This window comes from Nonomuraea jiangxiensis, from assembly GCF_900099965.1.
Taxonomy (GTDB): Bacteria; Actinomycetota; Actinomycetes; order Streptosporangiales; family Streptosporangiaceae; genus Nonomuraea; species Nonomuraea jiangxiensis.
In genome coordinates this window covers 64,917-82,411 of sequence record NZ_FNDJ01000038.1, presented here as the reverse complement: position 1 = coordinate 82,411, position 17,495 = coordinate 64,917, and the positions used below count along the sequence as shown (strand labels likewise).

Annotated in this window: 17 protein-coding genes and 3 tRNA genes; 5 read left to right on the top strand and 15 right to left on the bottom strand. The window is 69.5% G+C overall.

Annotation, left to right across the window (positions count from 1 at the left end; translation table 11 throughout):
* Window positions 1-22: 22 nt before the first annotated feature.
* Together BLS95_RS48300 and BLS95_RS48295 are read right to left on the bottom strand one after the other, a co-directional pair.
* Window positions 23-880: a D-alanyl-D-alanine carboxypeptidase family protein gene (locus BLS95_RS48300; protein ID WP_245765730.1), complete on the bottom strand. Its 858-nt coding sequence runs from the start codon at window positions 878-880 to the stop codon at window positions 23-25.
* Window positions 881-1,067: 187 nt separating this feature from the next.
* Window positions 1,068-2,234, bottom strand: a complete 1,167-nt coding sequence (locus tag BLS95_RS48295) for a glycosyltransferase family 4 protein (RefSeq protein WP_090946360.1) — start codon at window positions 2,232-2,234, stop codon at window positions 1,068-1,070.
* A gap of 310 nt (window positions 2,235-2,544) precedes the next feature.
* On the opposite strand from BLS95_RS48295, the gene BLS95_RS48290 reads away from it, so the two are divergent.
* Complete coding sequence (locus tag BLS95_RS48290; RefSeq protein WP_090946359.1) at window positions 2,545-3,237, top strand: DUF6348 family protein; 693 nt, start codon at window positions 2,545-2,547, stop codon at window positions 3,235-3,237.
* Between the two features lies 1 nt (window position 3,238).
* Here BLS95_RS48290 and BLS95_RS48285 read toward each other — a convergent pair whose 3' ends face one another.
* From BLS95_RS48285 to BLS95_RS48275, 3 genes are read right to left on the bottom strand one after another with little or no spacing between them, the layout of a single operon-like run.
* Window positions 3,239-4,072, bottom strand: a complete 834-nt coding sequence (locus tag BLS95_RS48285) for a carbohydrate ABC transporter permease (protein WP_090946358.1) — start codon at window positions 4,070-4,072, stop codon at window positions 3,239-3,241.
* Complete coding sequence (locus BLS95_RS48280) at window positions 4,069-4,989, bottom strand: carbohydrate ABC transporter permease (protein ID WP_090946357.1); 921 nt, start codon at window positions 4,987-4,989, stop codon at window positions 4,069-4,071. Before BLS95_RS48280 ends, BLS95_RS48285 begins: the two co-directional genes overlap by 4 nt.
* Window positions 4,989-6,320: an extracellular solute-binding protein gene (locus BLS95_RS48275; RefSeq protein WP_090946356.1), complete on the bottom strand. Its 1,332-nt coding sequence runs from the start codon at window positions 6,318-6,320 to the stop codon at window positions 4,989-4,991. The genes BLS95_RS48280 and BLS95_RS48275 overlap by 1 nt, the downstream gene beginning before the upstream one ends.
* Before the next feature lie 291 nt (window positions 6,321-6,611).
* On the opposite strand from BLS95_RS48275, the gene arfA reads away from it, so the two are divergent.
* The gene (gene arfA, locus BLS95_RS48270) at window positions 6,612-8,105 is read left to right on the top strand and encodes an arabinosylfuranosidase ArfA (RefSeq protein ID WP_090946355.1); all 1,494 of its coding nucleotides are present in this window, start codon (window positions 6,612-6,614) and stop codon (window positions 8,103-8,105) included.
* A 153-nt stretch (window positions 8,106-8,258) separates the two neighbouring features.
* Here arfA and BLS95_RS48265 read toward each other — a convergent pair whose 3' ends face one another.
* The 4 genes from BLS95_RS48265 to BLS95_RS57325 form a co-directional block, all read right to left on the bottom strand.
* Window positions 8,259-9,278, bottom strand: a complete 1,020-nt coding sequence (locus BLS95_RS48265) for a LacI family DNA-binding transcriptional regulator (RefSeq protein ID WP_425434798.1) — start codon at window positions 9,276-9,278, stop codon at window positions 8,259-8,261.
* Window positions 9,279-9,342: 64 nt separating this feature from the next.
* The gene (locus BLS95_RS48260) at window positions 9,343-10,299 is read right to left on the bottom strand and encodes an arabinan endo-1,5-alpha-L-arabinosidase (protein ID WP_090946354.1); all 957 of its coding nucleotides are present in this window, start codon (window positions 10,297-10,299) and stop codon (window positions 9,343-9,345) included.
* 11 nt (window positions 10,300-10,310) lie between these two features.
* Window positions 10,311-10,811 (bottom strand): RICIN domain-containing protein, encoded by a 501-nt coding sequence (locus BLS95_RS59425; RefSeq protein ID WP_218136360.1) that lies wholly within the window; start codon window positions 10,809-10,811, stop codon window positions 10,311-10,313.
* Window positions 10,778-11,353 (bottom strand): family 43 glycosylhydrolase, encoded by a 576-nt coding sequence (locus BLS95_RS57325; RefSeq protein WP_281250132.1) that lies wholly within the window; start codon window positions 11,351-11,353, stop codon window positions 10,778-10,780. Before BLS95_RS57325 ends, BLS95_RS59425 begins: the two co-directional genes overlap by 34 nt.
* Before the next feature lie 324 nt (window positions 11,354-11,677).
* Here BLS95_RS57325 and BLS95_RS55080 point away from each other — a divergent pair, with 324 nt between their 5' ends.
* The gene (locus BLS95_RS55080; RefSeq protein WP_143044217.1) at window positions 11,678-12,442 is read left to right on the top strand and encodes a hypothetical protein; all 765 of its coding nucleotides are present in this window, start codon (window positions 11,678-11,680) and stop codon (window positions 12,440-12,442) included.
* A gap of 229 nt (window positions 12,443-12,671) precedes the next feature.
* Here the strand turns inward: BLS95_RS55080 and BLS95_RS48245 are convergent, their stop codons facing one another.
* The 5 genes from BLS95_RS48245 to BLS95_RS48225 all read right to left on the bottom strand — a co-directional run bounded on the left by BLS95_RS48245 (window position 12,672) and on the right by BLS95_RS48225 (window position 14,392).
* Window positions 12,672-13,109, bottom strand: coding sequence for a pyridoxamine 5'-phosphate oxidase family protein (locus tag BLS95_RS48245; protein ID WP_090946352.1), 438 nt, complete (start codon window positions 13,107-13,109; stop codon window positions 12,672-12,674).
* 359 nt (window positions 13,110-13,468) lie between these two features.
* A tRNA-Val gene (locus BLS95_RS48240) sits at window positions 13,469-13,543 on the bottom strand.
* A gap of 1 nt (window position 13,544) precedes the next feature.
* A tRNA-Cys gene (locus tag BLS95_RS48235) sits at window positions 13,545-13,618 on the bottom strand.
* An 18-nt stretch (window positions 13,619-13,636) separates the two neighbouring features.
* Window positions 13,637-13,708 (bottom strand) — tRNA-Gly (locus tag BLS95_RS48230).
* 48 nt (window positions 13,709-13,756) lie between these two features.
* Window positions 13,757-14,392, bottom strand: coding sequence for an ACT domain-containing protein (locus BLS95_RS48225; RefSeq protein ID WP_218136359.1), 636 nt, complete (start codon window positions 14,390-14,392; stop codon window positions 13,757-13,759).
* 80 nt (window positions 14,393-14,472) lie between these two features.
* Here BLS95_RS48225 and dusB point away from each other — a divergent pair, with 80 nt between their 5' ends.
* On the top strand, window positions 14,473-15,582 hold the full coding sequence (gene dusB / locus BLS95_RS48220) for a tRNA dihydrouridine synthase DusB (protein ID WP_245765729.1): 1,110 nt from the start codon (window positions 14,473-14,475) through the stop codon (window positions 15,580-15,582).
* 87 nt (window positions 15,583-15,669) lie between these two features.
* Here the strand turns inward: dusB and BLS95_RS48215 are convergent, their stop codons facing one another.
* The gene (locus BLS95_RS48215) at window positions 15,670-16,449 is read right to left on the bottom strand and encodes a phytanoyl-CoA dioxygenase family protein (protein WP_090946350.1); all 780 of its coding nucleotides are present in this window, start codon (window positions 16,447-16,449) and stop codon (window positions 15,670-15,672) included.
* Between the two features lie 41 nt (window positions 16,450-16,490).
* On the opposite strand from BLS95_RS48215, the gene BLS95_RS48210 reads away from it, so the two are divergent.
* Window positions 16,491-17,492, top strand: coding sequence for a helix-turn-helix domain-containing protein (locus BLS95_RS48210; protein ID WP_218136358.1), 1,002 nt, complete (start codon window positions 16,491-16,493; stop codon window positions 17,490-17,492).
* The last annotated feature ends 3 nt before the right edge of the window (window positions 17,493-17,495 follow it).

Sequence of the window (17,495 nt, the reverse complement as noted above, 5' to 3'; positions counted from 1 at the left end):
TTGGGTGGGGTGTGTGGCCGGGTCAGGCGGCGAGGCGGGTTTGACCCCAGGAGAGGAGGGACTCGGCTGTTGAGAAGCGGCGGCTGGAGTCCGACTCGCCCAGCAGCACCCCGATCAGGCGGTGCCCGTCCTGGTCGGCGGCGTAGGCCAGGCAGTAGCCGGCCGCCCGGGTGTAGCCGGTCTTGAGCCCGATCACGCCGGGGTCGCCGAGCAGGTGGTTGGTGCTGTGCCAGTCGTACGAGCGGTGATCACCGTTGGCGTCCAGCGAGTGGTCCTGGGCGCTGGTCGCGGCCTTGATCAGCGGGTTCTTCAGCGCCGCGGTGGCCAGGACGGACTGGTCCTTGGCGGTGGAGTAGCCGTCGCCGTCCGGAGTGGGCAGGCCGTCGGCGTTGACGTACTGGGTGTCGTTCATGCCGAGACTGCGGGCCGTCTGGTTCATCTTGGCCACGAAGCCCTTGACGCCGGGGCCGTACGTGCGGGCCAGGGCGTGGGCGGCGTCGGCGCCGGAGGGCAGCAGCAGGCCGTACAGGAGCTCGCCGACCGGGATGCGGTCGCCGGGCCGCAGGTCGGCGGTGGTGCCGCCGCCGTTCACCGCGTAGTCGACGTCCGCGGCGCGGATCCGGACCAGGTCGGTGGGCTTGGCGGTTTTCAGGACGACATATGCCGTCATGGTCTTGGTGAGGCTGGCGACGGGCATCCGTTCGGTGGCGTTCTTGCTGTACAGAACCTGGCCGGACGAGGCGTCCATCAGGTAGGCGGCGCGTCCATGCACTCTGGGCGCGGCGGCTGTGGAGGCGACCGTGGAGGCGGTGGTCTGGGTGGGCACCTGTGCATAGGCCGGCACGGCGAGCCCTGTGACCAGGGCAACAGCGCCTGCCATGGTGGCGAGACGAGCTTTCCGGTTACGCATGCGCTCAGGCTGCCGCGCGTCTTGCACTACTTTTGACGAAATGCCTGACATTTCATGACAAAAGCCGCGAAAACCCCGATTTCTACGGCGAATACGACAACGTAGATCTTTTGGTGTTATAGCCAGAAATTACGAAATTTGGCCGCCGAAGGCGGGTTCAGAAGCCGTCGATCACGCGCTCCCCCCTCGACAGCATCTCGAACAGCTTCTCCCACCGCGGCATCACCTGGTCCGCCCCGTACGACAGCGCCGTCTTGGCCGCCGCCGTCCCCAGGCTGAGCCGCAGGTCGCGGTCGGCGATGACCCGCTTCAGCGTGGCGGCCAGCGCGTCGACGTCCCGGGGCGGTACGAGCACCCCGTCCACGCCGTCCGTCAGCACGTCCCCCGGCCCCGTCGGGCAGTCGAAGGCGACCACGGGCAGCGCGTGCGTCATGGCCTCGATCATCACCATGGGCAGGCCCTCGAAGCGGGAGCTCAGCGCGTACACGGAGGCGTCGGCCAGCTCCTTGTCCAGCCGCTCGGTACGCCCGGGCAACGTCACGTGCCCGCCCAGCCCGTACTGCTCGACGAGCCCGGCGAGCTCGGTCCCGCGCGGACCGGTGCCGAAGATGCGCAGCCGCCAGTCCGGATGCTCAGGCACCACCTGCGCGAACGCCTGGATGAGCAGGTCGAACCCCTTCTGCGGCACCAGCCGCCCGGCCGCCACCACGACGGGATTGACCTGCTGGGAACGTTCCCGCTCGACCCGGTGAACGGCGTTCGGGAGCTGCACGATCGGGGTGCCGGGCAGCAGCCGCTGGTATTCGAGCCGGTTCGTCCGCGTCAGCACCGTGATCGCGTCGAGCCGCCCGTAGTGGCGGGCGATCTCGTTGCGGATGCTCTCGGGATAGGCCGTCAGGTTCATGTGCTCCTGGGCGACCCTGACGACCGAGCCGGGGGTACGGCGGGCGGAGATCAGGTTCAGCGCGGGCCGGGTGGTGACCAGGATGCCGTCACGCAGTCCGGAGACGTAGTCCAGCGCGGCCCGCTCGACCCGCTCGGTGAAGTGGCCGGCCGCGAACTCCCCGCGCGGCACCACGTTCCCGCGGATCCGGCGCCAGGCCCGGCGCCCGGCCGAGTCCGGCTGCCGGCCTCCGCGCTGGTCCACCAGCGTGGTGACGGTGACCCTCGGGTCAGGTGCGAACTGCGGCGTCTCGCGCCGCCGTACCAGGCTGACCAGCTCCACGCGGTGCCCCGCCGCCGCCATCGCGTTCGCCTGGCTCACGACCGTGCGGACGGTGCCGCCGCCGCCATAAGCGTCCAGCATGAGGTAACGGATTCTCACGTGACGTCCCCCCGTACGGGCGACAGGAGGGATGCTTCGGGCAGCCGGTCGGTTTGCGGATCCGCGGGCGGTCTGATCTCGGGGACCGGAGGGGGAGGCGGCTCCTCCCGAACCCGTCCGATCGGGAATCCGGTGAACCTGACCAGCGCATTGTTCGTTTCGCGCTGCCAGTTCATGCGGACGGAGACTACCGGCCCTTCCTGGTGATTCCCTGGCAATGGGCAACGGCGAGGGCCGCGCGCCCGTGACGGTCGATGATCAAAAGCGCTAGCCTGACCCGTGGCCTGCCGACGACAGCCGAAGGGTTGCGATGGACGAGACGCGCTTGGCGGACGACGTGGTGCTGGGCCTGGTCGCGGAGCGGCTGAGCGCGGTCATGGGCCGGCCGTGGGAGGTCCGCGACGGCATGGCGAAGGGCCCCGGCACGCTCGCGGTCATGCTCGGCGAGGACCACACCGGCAGCGCCGCCCACCTCGACCTCCACTTCGTGCTCAACGTCGACCTCCCCGAGGAGACCACGATCAGTGACTGCGTCTCCGGCTACGGCGGCACCGTCGAGGAGGCCGTCGGCCGGGCCGTCGAGATGTGGCTCGGCACCACCGGCAGCGCGCTGCTGGAACTCCTCGCCCAGGACGGCACCCACGCCGGCCACTTCCCGCCCGACGATCCCGCCGGTTTCCCCGGCTGGCACGCCGTCCACGGCGGCATCATCGGATGGGGCACCGGCGACGACCACGACGTCGTGCAGCGCTGGGCCGTGGACCACGTGCTGCTCCCGCACCTGGCCCCGGCGCTGAAGGGCACGTTCGAGCGGGAGCGCCTGATCGGCGTCAAGGCGTTCTTCGGTGGCGGCGAGGGCGGCGAGACGGCCGAGATCCGGGTCGACGGCGCCTACCACGAGCCGGGCTCCCGGGTCCTGGCCGAGCTGCCCTGGCCCCGGCCCGCCTCCGGCCTGTCCTACGCTCGCACGTTCATGCTGCTGATCCACGACGAGGCCGGCTGACTCACTGCCCGGCGAGGCCGGTGTGCGCCACGCCGCGGATGATCTGCCGCTGGAACATCACGAACACCACGAGCAGCGGCAGCCCGGCGAGCACGACCGAGGCCATGATCTGCGCGTACCGCAACCCGAACGTGCCCTGCACGACGTTCGCCAGCCCCACCGGCAACGTCATCGTGTTCGGGTCGGTGGACACCAGGAACGGCCAGAGGAAGTTGTTCCAGGTGGTGATGAACGTGAAGATCGACACGGCCGCCAGCACCGGCCGCGACAGCGGCAGCACGATCGTGAAGAACACCCGCCACCGCCCGGCCCCGTCCACGAACGCCGCCTGCTCCAGCTCAGGCGGCACGTCCTGGAAGAACTTGAAGAGGATGTACACGATCAGCGGCGCGGCCACCTGCGGCAGGATGATCGCCCACCAGGTGTCCACCAGCCCGAGCGCGACCATCTCCGCGAACAGCGGCGCGATCAGCACGTGCGGCGGCACCATGATCCCGGCCAGGATCAGCGCGAGCAGCGCCCGCTGCCCCCGGAACCGCGTGCGCGCGAACCCGTAGGCCGCCATCGCCGAGAACAGCACGGTCAGGAAGGTCACGATCACGGCGGTCACCGTCGAGTTGATCGCCCACTTGACGATCCCCCCGGTCTCCAGCACCAGCGCGTAGGAGTCGAAGGTGATCTCGCTGCCGAACCACTGGAGGGGAATGACGGTCGTCTCGCTCTCGGGCTTGAGCGAGGTGGCCACCGCCCAGGCGATGGGCGCCAGCCAGATGGCCGCCAGCACCAGCGCGACCACCAGCATGACGAGCTGGCCGAGGCTGAACCGCTTGGTCATGACAGGCCCTCCGCCCGCTTGCGGAACAGCCGGAGCTGCACCAGGGAGACGATGACGATCAGGACGAACAGGATGTACGAGATAGCCGACGCATAGCCGATGCGGTAACCGGTGAAGCCGACGTCGTAGGCGTACTCGATGATCGGCCGGGTGGCGTCCTGGGGGCCGCCGCTGGTCATCAGGTAGATCTGGTCGAAGACCTTCAGCGAGGCCACCAGTTGCAGCACCACGATGAGCGCGGTGGTCCTGCGGAGCAGCGGCAGCGTGATCGAGCGCAGCTTGCTCCAGGAGGAGGCGCCGTCGATGGCGGCGGCCTCGTACAGGTGCTGGGGGATCGACTGCAGCGCGGCCAGGTACAGCAGGAAGTTGAAGCCCACCGTCCACCAGACCGTCGTCAGCACCATTGACCACATGGCCACCGAGGGGTCGCCCAGCCAGAGTACGTCGGTGCCCAGCGTGCCGTTGAGCAGGCCGTAGCCGGGCGGGTAGATCATCTGCAGCCACAGGATCGCCACCACGGCGGACGGCAGCAGGAACGGCCCGAAGAACGACAGCCGCCACAACCACTGCATGAACCGCAGATGGTGCACCAGCAGCGCGAACGCGAGCCCGAGCAGCACCAGCGGGACCGTGCTCAGCACGGTGAACACCAGCGTGTTCCAGAGCGAGCGCCACATCCGGGGGTCGCCGAACGCCTCGGCGTAGTTGGCGAACCCGACGAGGTGGTCGTTGGTGCCGGCGATGTTGACGCTCGACAGGCTCATCCGGAAGCCGAGCAGGGTCGGCCAGACCAGGAAGGCCACGTAGATCACCAGGAAGGGCGCGACGAACAGCAGCCCGTGCTGCGTCCAGCGGCGCCGGACCTTGGCCTCGGTGGCGGGGGCGGCGGTCGGGCGGGGCGCGACGGTGGTCGTCATCAGCCCTCCTGGTCGGGGAAGGGGATCGGGGCGGACAGCAGCCGGCCGAGCGCGGCCTTGGCCGTGGCCAGCCCCTCCTCCGGGGTGCGCGTCCCGCCGATGACCGGCGCGAACGCGTCGCCGAACTCGATCCACAACCGCGAGGCCGAGCCGGCGAACCACACCTGGGGATCGAGCGCGACGTCGGTGATGACCGAGCGGTACTCCGACTGCGGCTGCAGCGCCAGGTATTCGGGCAGCTCCAGGGCGGGCAGGTACGCGGGCACGTGCCCGGCCACCGCCCAGTCGGCGCTGTTCTTGATGAGGTAGGCGATGAACCGGTAGGTGGCCCGCTCGATCTCCGGATCGCGGTCGCGCTGGTGCGGCAGCACGAACGAGTGGCAGTCGGCCTGCGCGGCCCCGGTGCCGAAGACGCTGGGGAAGCGGGTCATGTTGAACGGCGTCCCGCGCTCCTTGAGCCCGGTGATCTCCCAGTCGCCGTTCCACAGGAAGGCCACCTGGCCGTTGGTGAAGCGGGCCACCGAGGCGCCGTAGTCCGAGCGGGTGTCGCAGAGCCCTTCGCGCCCCAGCATGCTCATGAACCGCAGCGCCTCCAGCGCCTTGGCGTCGTCGATGGTGATCCGGGTGGCGTCGTCCGACACCAGTGTGCCGCCGCTCTGCGAATAGAGTGACCACCACACGCGCCAGGGGCCGACCGTGCCCAGGCCGAGGGCGTCGTAGGTGAGCGGCGCCTCGCCGCCCATCGCGTCCTTGGCCTTGCGCAGCGCGGCCACCAGCTCGTCGGGGCCGTTGGTGGGCAGCAGCTTGCCGTCCGGGCCGAGCAGTCCCGCCCGGCCGCAGATCTCCGTGTTGTAGTACTGCACCATCGGGTGGGCGTCGAACGGGATCGCGTAGAGCACGCCGTCCAGGTGTGCGCGCTCCCAGATCGGCGGGCTGAAGTCGGCGGCGCGCAGGCCGCTCTCCTCCAGCAGCCGTACGTTGATGGGGTCCAGGATGCGTCCCGCGCCGATCCCGGCCAGCCGCGCCAGATGGAAGGCGGCCAGGTCGGGCGAGCGGCCGCCCGCTCCCGCCATGGCGATCTTGGTGTAGTACGGCTCACCCCACTGGAGCACGTTCTCCTCGACGAAGAGGTCCGGGCTGTCCTTGGCGAACCCCTCGACCATCTGTTTCATGACGATGCCGTCGCTGGCGCCCAGGAAGTGCCAGTACCGGATGCGCGTCCGGGAGGAGCCCAAACCGACGGGGATGGCGCACCCGGTGGCGGCGGCGCCGACGAGGGTGAGGCCGCCGCCGAGGAGCCGCCGGCGGGAGAGATCGGGGGGAGCTTGCACAGTGGCCCCTTCCTGCCGGGCTGTCGCTCGGCCGGGTCGTCACTGAGGGCGGGGGAGTCGGGGCAGCCGGGAACAGGGCCTCCGGCGGAGGCGAAAGGGGCGGGCCGTCCGGGTCGCGGTGGCCGCGCTGACCCCGGCGTTCTCCGGGGTTACCCGAGTGTTAGCGGTAACACCCGGCGTGTCAAGGCCCTGTGGGCAACCGCCTTCAGGGTGTTCCGGCCCCTTGACCCGGTCGGCTGATAACGCTAACAATCTTGATCACGTAATGCCCGAGAACCAGGAGCTCCCTCCGTGCATCAGGCCAGAATCACCCTCGATCCCGCGTTCAAGGTGGCACCGGTGCACCGGCGCACCTTCGGCACGTTCGTCGAACACCTCGGCCGCTGCGTCTACACGGGCATCTACGAGCCGGACCACCCGACGGCCGACGACGACGGCTTCCGTGGCGACGTACTCGACCTGACCAGGGAGCTGGGGGTGACCACCGTCCGCTACCCGGGCGGCAACTTCGTCTCCGGTTACCGGTGGGAGGACGGCATCGGCCCGCGTGACCGGCGGCCCCGCCGGCTCGACCTGGCCTGGCACAGCACCGAGACGAACGAGGTGGGGGTGGACGAGTTCGTCCGCTGGTGCCGCAAGGCGGGTGTGGAGCCCATGATGGCGCTCAACCTCGGCACCCGCGGCATCGCCGAGGCCCTCGACCTGCTCGAATACAGCAACCACCCGTCCGGAACCGCGCTGTCCGACCTGCGCGCCGCCAACGGCGCCAAGGAGCCGCACGGGATCAGGATGTGGTGCCTGGGCAACGAGATGGACGGCCCCTGGCAGACCGGCCACAAGACCGCCCGCGAGTACGGCCGGCTCGCCGCCGAGACCGCCCGCGCCATGCGGACCATGGACCCGACGCTGGAGCTGGTGGCCTGCGGCAGCTCCGGCTCCAGCATGCCGACCTTCGGCGCGTGGGAGGCCACGGTGCTGGAGGAGACGTACGACGTGGTCGACTACATCTCCTGCCACGCCTACTACGAGGAGAAGGACGGCGACCTCGGCAGCTTCCTGGCCTGCTCGACCGACATGGAGTACTTCATCTCCTCGGTCACCGCCACCGCCGACCACGTCGGCGCCCGGCTGAAGTCGCGCAAACGGATCGACCTCTCCTTCGACGAGTGGAACGTCTGGTACCTCTCCCGCTTCCAGGCCGCCCCGAAGCCGGAGGGCTGGCCAGTCGCGCCCCCGCTGCTGGAGGACCACTACCACCTGGCCGACGCGGTGGCCTTCGGCGGCCTGCTGATCACGCTGCTGCGCAACAGCGACCGGGTGACCGCCGCCTCGCTGGCCCAACTGGTGAACGTGATCGCGCCCATCATGACCGAGCCCGGCGGGCGGGCCTGGCGGCAGACGACCTTCCATCCGTTCGCGCAGGCATCCCGGTACGCGGCGGGCCACGTGCTGCGGGTGGAGCCGGACGCGCCCACGTACGAGACGGCAGAGTTCGGCGAGGTGCCGCTGCTGCACGCGGTGGCCACGCACGGGGAGGAGGGGACCACGCTGTTCGCCGTCAACCGCTCGGCCGACCGGCCGCTCTCGCTGGAGATCGACGCCCGGGGGCTCGGCGGCGGCACCCGGATCGTCGAGGCGACCACCCTGACGGACCCCGACGTGTACGCGCGCAACACGGCCGACGACCCCGACCGGATCAAGCCCCGGCCCAACGCCGACGTCGAGCACGACCCGGCGCGCGTCCTGCTGCCGCCGGTCTCCTGGAACGTGATCAGACTCGCCTGATCCCCGGGACCCGATGCGCTCAGGCCCCGATGCTCTCAGGCCCGGGCGCTCTCAGGCCCCGGGCGCCTGAGCGGCGCAATCAGGGCGTGAGGCGCTCAGGGATGGGGCGTTCAGGGTGGGGGCTCAGGGATGGGACGTTCAGGGGTGGGGGGCTCAGGCGTGGGGCGTCGCCGGGCCGGTGCTCTCGCGGACGATCAGCTCCGGCTCGACCAGCCGCCGCGACTCCGGCTCGGCGCCCGCCATCCGGTCCAGCAGCAGGTGGAAGGCGTACCTGCCGACCTCCCCGAAGTCCTGCCGCACGGTCGTCAGCGGCGGCCAGAAGTAGGCGGACTCGGGGATGTCGTCGAACCCCGCCACGCTCACGTCCTCCGGCACCCGCCGCCCCGCCTCGCGCAGCGCCCGCAGCACGCCTAACGCCATCTGGTCGTTGGCCACGAACACCGCCGTGACCTCCGCGTCCTGGGCCAGACGGCGGCCGAGCTGGTAGCCGGAGCGCGAGCTCCAGTCGCCGCGCAGCACCTCGGGCACCGGCCGGTCCGCGGACTCCAGCACGCCGCGCCAGCCCTCGATGCGCCCGTTGGCGTCGAGCCAGTCGGCCGGCCCCGCCACGTGCCACACGGTCCCGTGGCCGAGCCCGAGCAGGTGCTCGGTCACCCGGGCGGCGCCGACCCGCTGGTCCACCTTGGCCACCGGCACCGGGATGTCGTCGCCGGCGTCGACCGCCACCACCGGCATCTCGGGCGGCAGGTGCCGCAGCCCGTCGGCGGCGGACTCGTGCGGCGCCACGATGATCACGCCGTCGACCGCCTGGGCGCGCAGCCGCTGCACGCCCTCCTCCATCGAGGTGCGGTTGAGCGAGCTGAGGCTCGCGATGCTGACGTTGTAGCCGGCGTGCCGGGCGGCCTGCTCGATGCAGTAGAGAGTGGAGGCCGGGCCGTAGAGGGTGGTGTCGATGCTGACCACGCCGAGCACGCCGGAGCGGCCGGTGACCAGCTGGCGGGCGGCCTGGTTGGGCCGGTAGTCGAGCTCCTTGACGGCCGCCATGACCCGGGCCCGGGTCTCGGCACGCACCATGTCGGGGGCGTTGAGCACGCGCGAAACCGTCATGGCCGAGACTCCGGCGAGCACGGCGACGTCCATGAGCACCGCAGGCCGCCCGTTCCTGGCTTTCACCGTGGCCCACCCCCTTGGCGGTAACGCTAACAGGCTGCGGGGACGAGCGCGCGGATCAACTGTCTCAGTAGAGGTACGGCCAGCCCGCGGAGTCAAACCCGAGGTTGTTGATGCCCAGCCGCGAGCGGCCATCGTCACCGTAGTAGTGGTAGAAGAGCCGGTCTCCGTCCGCCTCGGACAGCACCGCCTGGTGCCCCGGACCGTGGAGGCTCCCGTGCCCGGCGAGGATCTCCGTGCCGCCGCCGGAGGTCATCGCGGTGCCGTCGCGGTCCCGGTACGGCCCGGTGACGCTGGTCGAGCGGCCCACCATGACCCGGTACGTGCTCGCCGCCCCCCGGCAGCAGGCGTCCCAGGAGACGTACAGGTAGTAGTAGGAGCCGCGCTTGACGATGACCGGCGCCTCGATCGCGGTGGTGCCGCCGCCGCGGCGGGCCAGGTCGTAGATCGCGGTGCCGGAGCGCAGGCCCGTACCCGGGTTGAGCGAGATGAGCTTGAGCCCGGTCCAGAACGAGCCGAAGCTCAGCCACCACCGGCCCTGGTCGTCCACGACCAGGTTGGGGTCGATCGCGTTGTACGAGCTCGACGAGTTCGTACTGATCACCAGTCCCTGGTTCGTCCACGACCCCTGCGCACCGGTCGTGCTGGTCGCGAGGAAGATCGCGGAGGTGTTCGAGCCGAAGGTGGAGGCGGAGTAGTACAGGTAGTACCGCCCGTTGCGGTAGGACAGGTCCGGCGCCCACAGGTTGGCGGCGCCGCCGGTGTACGTACGCGTCCAGGGCGCCCCGGAGGGGAAGACCACGCCGGCGTTGCTCCAGGACGTGCGGTTGGCGGAGGTCTTGAGCGCGATGTTGTCGCCGGTGTGGGCGAGCAGATAGCCGCCGTTCGGCCGGGTCACGACGGTGGGATCGTGCACGAAGATGCTCCCCGAGACGGGCAGCGGGTTCGGGTACGCGGCCGCGGCCGCCGTGACGAGGAGCACCGTCAAGGCGGCCAGGACGCCGCCGAGAGCTCGTTTCCACATGCTGGCCTCCTTCAGACCGGTCGGATGAACCACTGCTGGCAGGTGCTATTGAGCCAGCTCTGGCGTACGTCGGCGGTACCGCAGTCGGCCACGTCGGCGACCTTGCCGGTGGCCACGTTCACGAGCCTGCTGGTGTCGTCGGCCTGTTCCTCCACCCGCCAGCGCTGGCCGGCGCCGCCGCTGCAGGTCCACTGCCTGATGTTCGTCCCGTCCGCGGTGGCCCCGCCCGCCACCTCCAGGCACTTGCCGCTGTTGCGGTTGTTGTCGCAGCCGCCGCCGGCGTGGTAGATGATCCAGCTCTCGGCGCCGTTCGGGGAGGTGAAGAAGCCGTTGTGGCCGGGGCCGTACACGTTGCCCGAGCGCTGGAACACCGGCGTCGGCCGCTTCACCCACGACGATGCGCTGAGCGGGTTTCCGCCGTTGTAGGTGAGTTGCTCGAGCTTGTAGTCGGGCCCCCAGCAGGCGCTAGCCGAATAGATCACGAACGTCCGCCCGTCCCGCTGCAGCGCCACCGGCCGCCCTGCGTCTCCCAGCTCAGGGTAGGGCTGGAGATGCGGCTGAAGATGCTCCCGCTGATCGTGTACGGGTTGCTCATCGGCGCGATCACCAGGCTCTGCGCACTGCCCGCGACGAACCCGCTGCCGAGCAGGTAAAGGGTCCCGTTCGGGGTCATCGGGCTGGCGTCGATCAGCCGGCCGCCCGGGGTGAGGTTCGACCCGGTGAGCATGCTCCGGTACGTGTAGGGCCCGAGCGGGTCGTCACCCGGACTCTCCAGCACGTGGGTGCGCTGGCTGTCGCAGCAGGCGGCGTCCACCCGCCCGCCGGAGTAGTAGATGTACCAGCGGCCGTTGAAGGGATGCAGCTCCGGCGCCCAGAAGTTGGCGCCCCGAGCGGTGGTGGTGTCCTGCCAGACCTGGACGCTCGGAGCCGTGGGCAACCCGCCGAGCGTCGGGGATTTCCGCATGACCAGGGTGTTCGTGAAGCTCGTGGTGATCAGGTAGTAGTTGCCGTCCTGGTACCGCAGCCAGGGGTCGGCGCCCTTCTGCGACTTGATGGGGTTGGTGTAGCAGGGTGGCTGCCGAGGCGGGTCCCGTTCCCGGGGCAGTGAGCGGGAGCGCCAGGGCGGCCGGGGTTCTTCGGAACATCGTCGGACTCCTTGATAGCGCTAACATCGCACGGCGATCTCCCCCGTCACGGGTTTTCGTGGAGTGCCGCGATTGTTAGCGCTAACGTTTCCGCTGTCAATCAACCCTGAAACTTTCAGCCCCACTGCCGCCGCGCCAGGCGATCATCCCTGAGGAGCTATAAAATTGAAGCCACGCCTCATGCGATTGACGGTCTGAAAAAGGGCAGGCGCCTTGAGATGCGGGGGGCTGAGGTGGCATTTGATGCAAGAGCCAACAAGGGGACTTTCCGCCGGACGCTGCTTGACGTTCTGGCAGTAGCATCCGGGCTGATCGCACTCTTTCAGTTTTTCATTTCCGACAACGTCTCATCACAGTGGTTCAAGCCTGCGAGGGACTGGGTCGCGGAACGGTCGAACCTGTCGGAAGAGCTGGACGCCCTTGGAAGCGGATGGAATCGGCTCGTAACCGATGTCACTTCGCCCTCGAACCTGTTCGACACGCTGTCGCCATGGGAGCTTGTCGGCCTTATCGCTATTGCGGCTATAAGCGCCGGTATCCTCGGAAACCTCGTAGCGATGATCGTCCTTGATGGTCATACTGTGTTCAAGGGTGGACCGCTGAAGGTGAACATCGAGGTCATCAAGATTGTCGGAGCTTTCCTTGTCCTCGCATTTCCGTTATGGATTCTCTGGATAGGGAATGTGCCGCTATGGGTATGGCCGATACAGCGGTTATGGCCGTTGGCGGATTCATCGGAGACTGACCAGGCACCGGAGAAACATCCCCGCCGCGAGATCATCAACGCCATCTTGTACGTGGTGCGGCCCGCTCATCACGGTCGCCGTGATGGCAGCCAGTTGGCAGGACCGAGTCGGCGCCAAGACCGCCCTGCTGTCGGCGTACCTGACCATCCCGTTCCTGCACGTCTTCACCGACCAAGGCTTCGCGGGACGGTTGGTGGACTGGGCATGCGACACTCTGCGCACCACCTGGAGATTGTCTGCAAGCCCGGCTGACCAGCGCGGTGTGGCGTCATCTCCCGCCGTTGGGTGGTGGAGAGGACGCTGGCCCGGCGGACCGCCTGCCGCCGATTGGCTCGTGACTACGGACGCGACCCCGCCGTATCCGAAGCGATCATCCGCTGGGCGGCCATCGCCGGCATGGCCCGGCGCCTCACCCGAGGAGGACTCGCTCGACGACAACCGTGCTACATCTGCGACTGACGCAACGATCTTCTAGCACTCACTAAAGGGTTGTGTGGTAGCTCAGATCCTTGGCTATCAGGGACGAGGGCGTCAGCCTCAGCCACGCCGTGCCGCGTTGTCCGGGATCATCGTAGAGAAAGCGCACGAAGCGGCGGTCCCAACGGGACTCGTCATCGCCCAGGTAGCGGGCCAGCTTGCGCCTCCCGCGTGGCACATCGAAGGGAACGAGTGCGGCTCGCCCGCGAACGATGACCTGCTGGACAAGACCTGTACCAAGATCGCATTTGTCCACCACAAGAGCGACGCCAGGGTCGCTGCGGACTCGCTGGAAGAGCTTCGCCCATGGCCCCGTCAAGATCCAGAAAGCCCCTTCCTCCCACAGGTACCACACTGGACGCACGGTCGGTCCGCTGGTGGCGATGCGGGCCGTGAGGGGCTGGGCGAGAAAGGCATCGAGATCGAAGGGGGAACGCGTCATTGGGGCATCATCCCTGTTTCCCGCACTCAGCAGGAATACAACATTCGACCTAGGGCCACCGGACGTCGGTTTTGGGACAGCCGGTCCTCGAGTCTGCGCCCGGTGATCCGCCCCATATGCCCTATCTGCAACGCCGGCTTGGACACCGGTCAGCGCAGCCAAGTTCACCAAGCCCCGCATCACGAGGTCGTCCTGCCTGCCGGCGCTGACGCTCGTCGTCACGCCGCCACGCAAACATGAACGGTCTTCTCAAACACGCCCTCAGCACCGGTGCTGACGACCATGATCAACCTGGGGCAGCAAGAAGCCCCAGGCTCCCGGCGTGTGCCGTGAGCTGGGGCTTCAAACGCTGTCGAGCCTGGTGGACGATACTGGGATTGAACCAGTGACCTCTTCCGTGTCAGGGAAGCGCTCTCCCGCTGAGCTAATCGTCCTTGGAGGTGGCGACGGGATTTGAACCCGTGTGGACGGCTTTGCAGGCCGCTGCCTCGCCTCTCGGCCACGCCACCCGGGCCCAGATCACTTCGAGCGGAAGACGGGATTCGAACCCGCGACCCTCACCTTGGCAAGGTGATGCTCTACCACTGAGCCACTTCCGCGTTGCCCCACAACTCTAGCGCTTTTCCCGAGCGGATGCTCCCGGCACGCTATTTGCGGAGCTGGCGGGCCACGCTGCGCTCGGTGGCGGGGAGGCTGAGGAAGATCTCCAGGATCCGGGCGAGGCGGTGGACCTCGATGCGGTGGAAGGCGGGGCCTTCCGAGCGGGCCAGCACCAGGCCCAGGGCCAGCGGCGGTAGCGGGGCGTGGATGATGTGCAGGCCGTCGTCGAGGGTCATGGCCGTCGGGCGCTGCGGAAGGCTCTCCGGGACGGTCAGGTGCTGCGGGGCGCGCCAGCTCGCGTAGAGGACGCCCTGCTCGCTGGTGGTGGCGGCCCAGTCGGCGCTGAAGAGCACGGGGAGCGAGTCGATGAGGGTCGTCAGGGCCCTGTCGCCGGCCGTGGTGATGTATTTGAGGATCTCCAGCTCGGGGTAGGTGCCGGGGGCCTCGCGGGTGGTCCAGATGCCTTCGACGGTGACGCCCTCGACGCACTGCAGGCTCTTGAGCAGGTCCTCCCGTGGCAAGCTTTCCGGGCAGAAGACCGTGATGTCGTCGAGGGCCATGCCCGCGCCCCGGTCGAGGACCGTCACCTGCGTGATGTCGGCCCCCGCCGTGCCGAGGACCTTGGTGACCTGTGCCAGCGAACCAGGCCGGTCCGGCAGCGCCACGCGCACTCGAAGTAGCATCCATCTCCTCCCCAGCAGCTGCCGCTTCCAGCCTATCGCCGAGTACCGGTCGCGGCCTGACCTGCGCTACAACTGTGGGAGTGAAGATTGGGCCGATTGGGGTGTGGCCGCCGGTGGTGCTCGCGCCGATGGCGGGGATCACGAACGCGCCGTTCCGCGTGTTGTGCCGGGAGCAGGGCGCCGGGCTGTTCGTGTGCGAGATGATCACGACGCGCGGCCTGGTCGAGCGCAATCCGAAGACGCTGCGGATGATCAGGTTCGCGGAGTCGGAGTCGCCGCGGAGCATCCAGCTGTACGGCGTGGATCCCGACATAGTGGGCCGGGCGGTCAGGATGATCGCCGAGGAGGACCTGGCCGACCACGTCGATCTCAACTTCGGGTGCCCGGTTCCCAAGGTGACCAGGCGCGGGGGCGGGTCCGCGCTGCCGTACAAGCGGAATCTGCTGCGGCGGATCCTGCGGCAGGCGGTCGCGAACGCGGGGTCGCTGCCCGTCACGATCAAGATGCGCAAGGGCATCGACGACGACCATCTGACCTATCTGGACGCCGGGCGGATCGCGGCCGAGGAGGGGATCGCGGCCGTGGCGCTGCACGCCCGTACGGCGAAGCAGCATTACGGCGGCGTGGCCGACTGGGAGGCCGTGGCCAGGCTCAAGGAGGCCGTTCCCGAGATCCCCGTGCTCGGCAACGGCGACATCTGGTGCGCCGACGACGCCCTTCGCATGGTGCGGCAGACCGGCTGTGACGGCGTGGTCGTCGGCCGCGGGTGTCTCGGGCGGCCGTGGTTGTTCCGGGACCTGGAAAACGCGTTCAACGGCAGCCCCGAGCGGGCCCGGCCGACGCTCGGTGAGGTGGCCGAGGCGATGGCCAGGCACGCCGCGGGGCTGACCGAGTGCTTCGACGTCGAGCGATACGCCATCGCCGACTTCCGCAAGCACGTCGGGTGGTATCTGAAGGGGTTCACGGTCGGGAGCGAGCTGCGGCGGGAGCTGGCCACGGCCGAGTCGCTCGACGGGCTGCGGGAGGGGCTGGCCAAGCTGGAGCACGACCAGCCCTGGCCGCCCAACACGGACACGCCCCGGGGCAAGTCGGGGGAGAGGTCCAAGGTGCACCTCCCTGACGGGTGGCTGGACGACGCCTGGGACTGCGTGGTGCCCAAGGACGCCGAGTCCGACGTGTCCGGCGGCTGATCATCCGACGTGACCGGGCGCTGAGGGGCATCCCGGCCGGTGCGGTCCGTCAGTGGGGGTCGTCTGTGGGGTCGTCAGTGCGGGCCGTCAGTGTGGGCCCGTGAGCTCGGTGCCGCAGGGGCCGCCGCCCACGGCGGGCTCCAGGCGCACCGGCTCGCCCGACATCGTCAGGGTCGGGTAGAACTCTGCGATGCGCTCCGCCGAGCGGCCCACGTAATGGCAGATGAAGCTGCGGCGGAAGCGGTCGGCCGTGCTGTTCGGCTCCGAGCCGTGGACCAGGCTGCCGTTGAAGAACAGCACGTCCCCGGGGTCCATGTCCACGGGCACTCGTTCGAGGCCGGGTGGCGGCGGCACGTACTCCGTGGTGAACGAGACGTCCTGGTCGGCCTCCTCCGGGCAGAACAGGTCCATCAGGTGGGTGCCCGGCACGACCTCCAGGCCGCCGTTGGCCCGGTCCACCCGGTCGAGCGCCACCCACGCGGCCACGCACGTGCCCGGCTCCACCCGGAGGTAGAAGTTGTCCTGGTGCAGCGCCTGCCCCCTGGCGCCCGGCGGCTTGAAGTAGAACATGCTCTGGGCTGCTATCGGCTCCTCGCCGAGAAGGTCCAGGAGTATCGCGCCGATGCGGGCGTCGAGCAGATAACGCAAGGCGAGGTCGTTCACCTGGTGCGGGTGCATGATCCGGGGATAGTCGCGCAGGATGTCGTACGGCCGGCCCGGCTCCTGCGGCTGCGGCGCGAAGTGGCCCGGGATCGGCCCCCGGGCGTGCAGCGCCATGAACTCGTCGCGCAGCTCGGCCACCTCCTCCTGGGCGAGGAGGGCGGGCACCAGCAGGAACCCCTGATCGTGGAAGTCGTTGAGCCTCATGCATTCCACGCTAGGTACGCGGATCGGGGAAGGGTATGCCTGTGACCGCTGAGGACCTGTCCGTTCCTGCTGCCGAGCTGACGATCGTGGGCCACTACGACAAGGCCCCCGGCTACGCCACCCGGCGCCCGGGCGGCTCGCCGAGCTGGCTGCTGCTGTGGACGGAGGCGGGCGCCGGATACGTGGCGCAGGGCGAGGCTTCCTTCGAGGTGAGGGCGGGGGATCTGGCGGTGCTGGGGTCGGGGGTGGCGCAGCACTATCGGGTGTTGCCGGGGGCGCGGCGGTGGCGCTTCTGGTGGGTGCACTTCCAGCCGCGCCCGGCCTGGCTGGCGTGGCTGGCGCCGCATGCCCGTTCCCACGGCTGCCATCTGGTGGCGGGGGTGCCCGCGACCGTGCACGAGCGCATCGACCTGGCCTTCGAGCGGGCCCTCCAGGACGCGCACTGGGTCCCGGGCGCCGCGCCGACCGAGGTGAGAGGCGCGGGCGAAGGGCGGGCGGCGACGACCGCCGAGGTGAGAGGGGTGGAAGGAGGGCGGGTGGTGAAGTACGCCGAGGTGAGAGGGGCATGGGAAGGGCGGGTGGCGGGGGCTGCTGAGGTGCGGGTGCCGGCCGTGGTCGTGGAGGGGCCCGCGCGGGAGCTGGTGCTGGGCGCCGTGGAGGAGGTGCTGGTGCTGGCCACCGCCTCCGTACGGCCCGAAGGGCGCTCCGACGAGGGCGACGAGCGGATCCGGCGGGTGCTCGCGATCATCGCCGCCGAGCCCGGCGCCGCGCACTCGGTCGCCTCGCTCGCCGCCGCGGTCGCGCTCTCGCCCTCCCGCTTCGCCCACCTGTTCGCCGCGGAGACCGGCCGGCCGCCCATGCAGGCAGTACGCCAGGCACGCGTACGCCACGCGGCCGGCCTCCTGGAGGTGACCGACCTGGACATCGGCCAGGTGGCGGCGGCCTCCGGGTTCGTCAGCCCGTTCCACTTCAGCCGGGCCTTCAGACGGGAGTACGGCCTGCCGCCCCGCGACTACCGGGCCCGGCTCCGCGCCCACTCCTGAGCG

What these genes read in the sequence shown, in the direction of transcription:
- BLS95_RS48260 (WP_090946354.1), bottom strand. Translation starts at nt 10,299, where the DNA reads ATGTGGAAACGAGCTCTCGGCGGCGTCCTGGCCGCCTTGACGGTGCTC.
- BLS95_RS48300 (WP_245765730.1), bottom strand. Translation starts at nt 880, where the DNA reads ATGGCAGGCGCTGTTGCCCTGGTCACAGGGCTCGCCGTGCCGGCCTAT.
- BLS95_RS48225 (WP_218136359.1), bottom strand. Translation starts at nt 14,392, where the DNA reads ATGCTACTTCGAGTGCGCGTGGCGCTGCCGGACCGGCCTGGTTCGCTG.
- BLS95_RS48245 (WP_090946352.1), bottom strand. Translation starts at nt 13,109, where the DNA reads ATGACGCGTTCCCCCTTCGATCTCGATGCCTTTCTCGCCCAGCCCCTC.
- BLS95_RS48285 (WP_090946358.1), bottom strand. Translation starts at nt 4,072, where the DNA reads ATGACCAAGCGGTTCAGCCTCGGCCAGCTCGTCATGCTGGTGGTCGCG.
- BLS95_RS48290 (WP_090946359.1), top strand. Translation starts at nt 2,545, where the DNA reads ATGGACGAGACGCGCTTGGCGGACGACGTGGTGCTGGGCCTGGTCGCG.
- BLS95_RS48215 (WP_090946350.1), bottom strand. Translation starts at nt 16,449, where the DNA reads ATGAGGCTCAACGACTTCCACGATCAGGGGTTCCTGCTGGTGCCCGCC.
- BLS95_RS48280 (WP_090946357.1), bottom strand. Translation starts at nt 4,989, where the DNA reads ATGACGACCACCGTCGCGCCCCGCCCGACCGCCGCCCCCGCCACCGAG.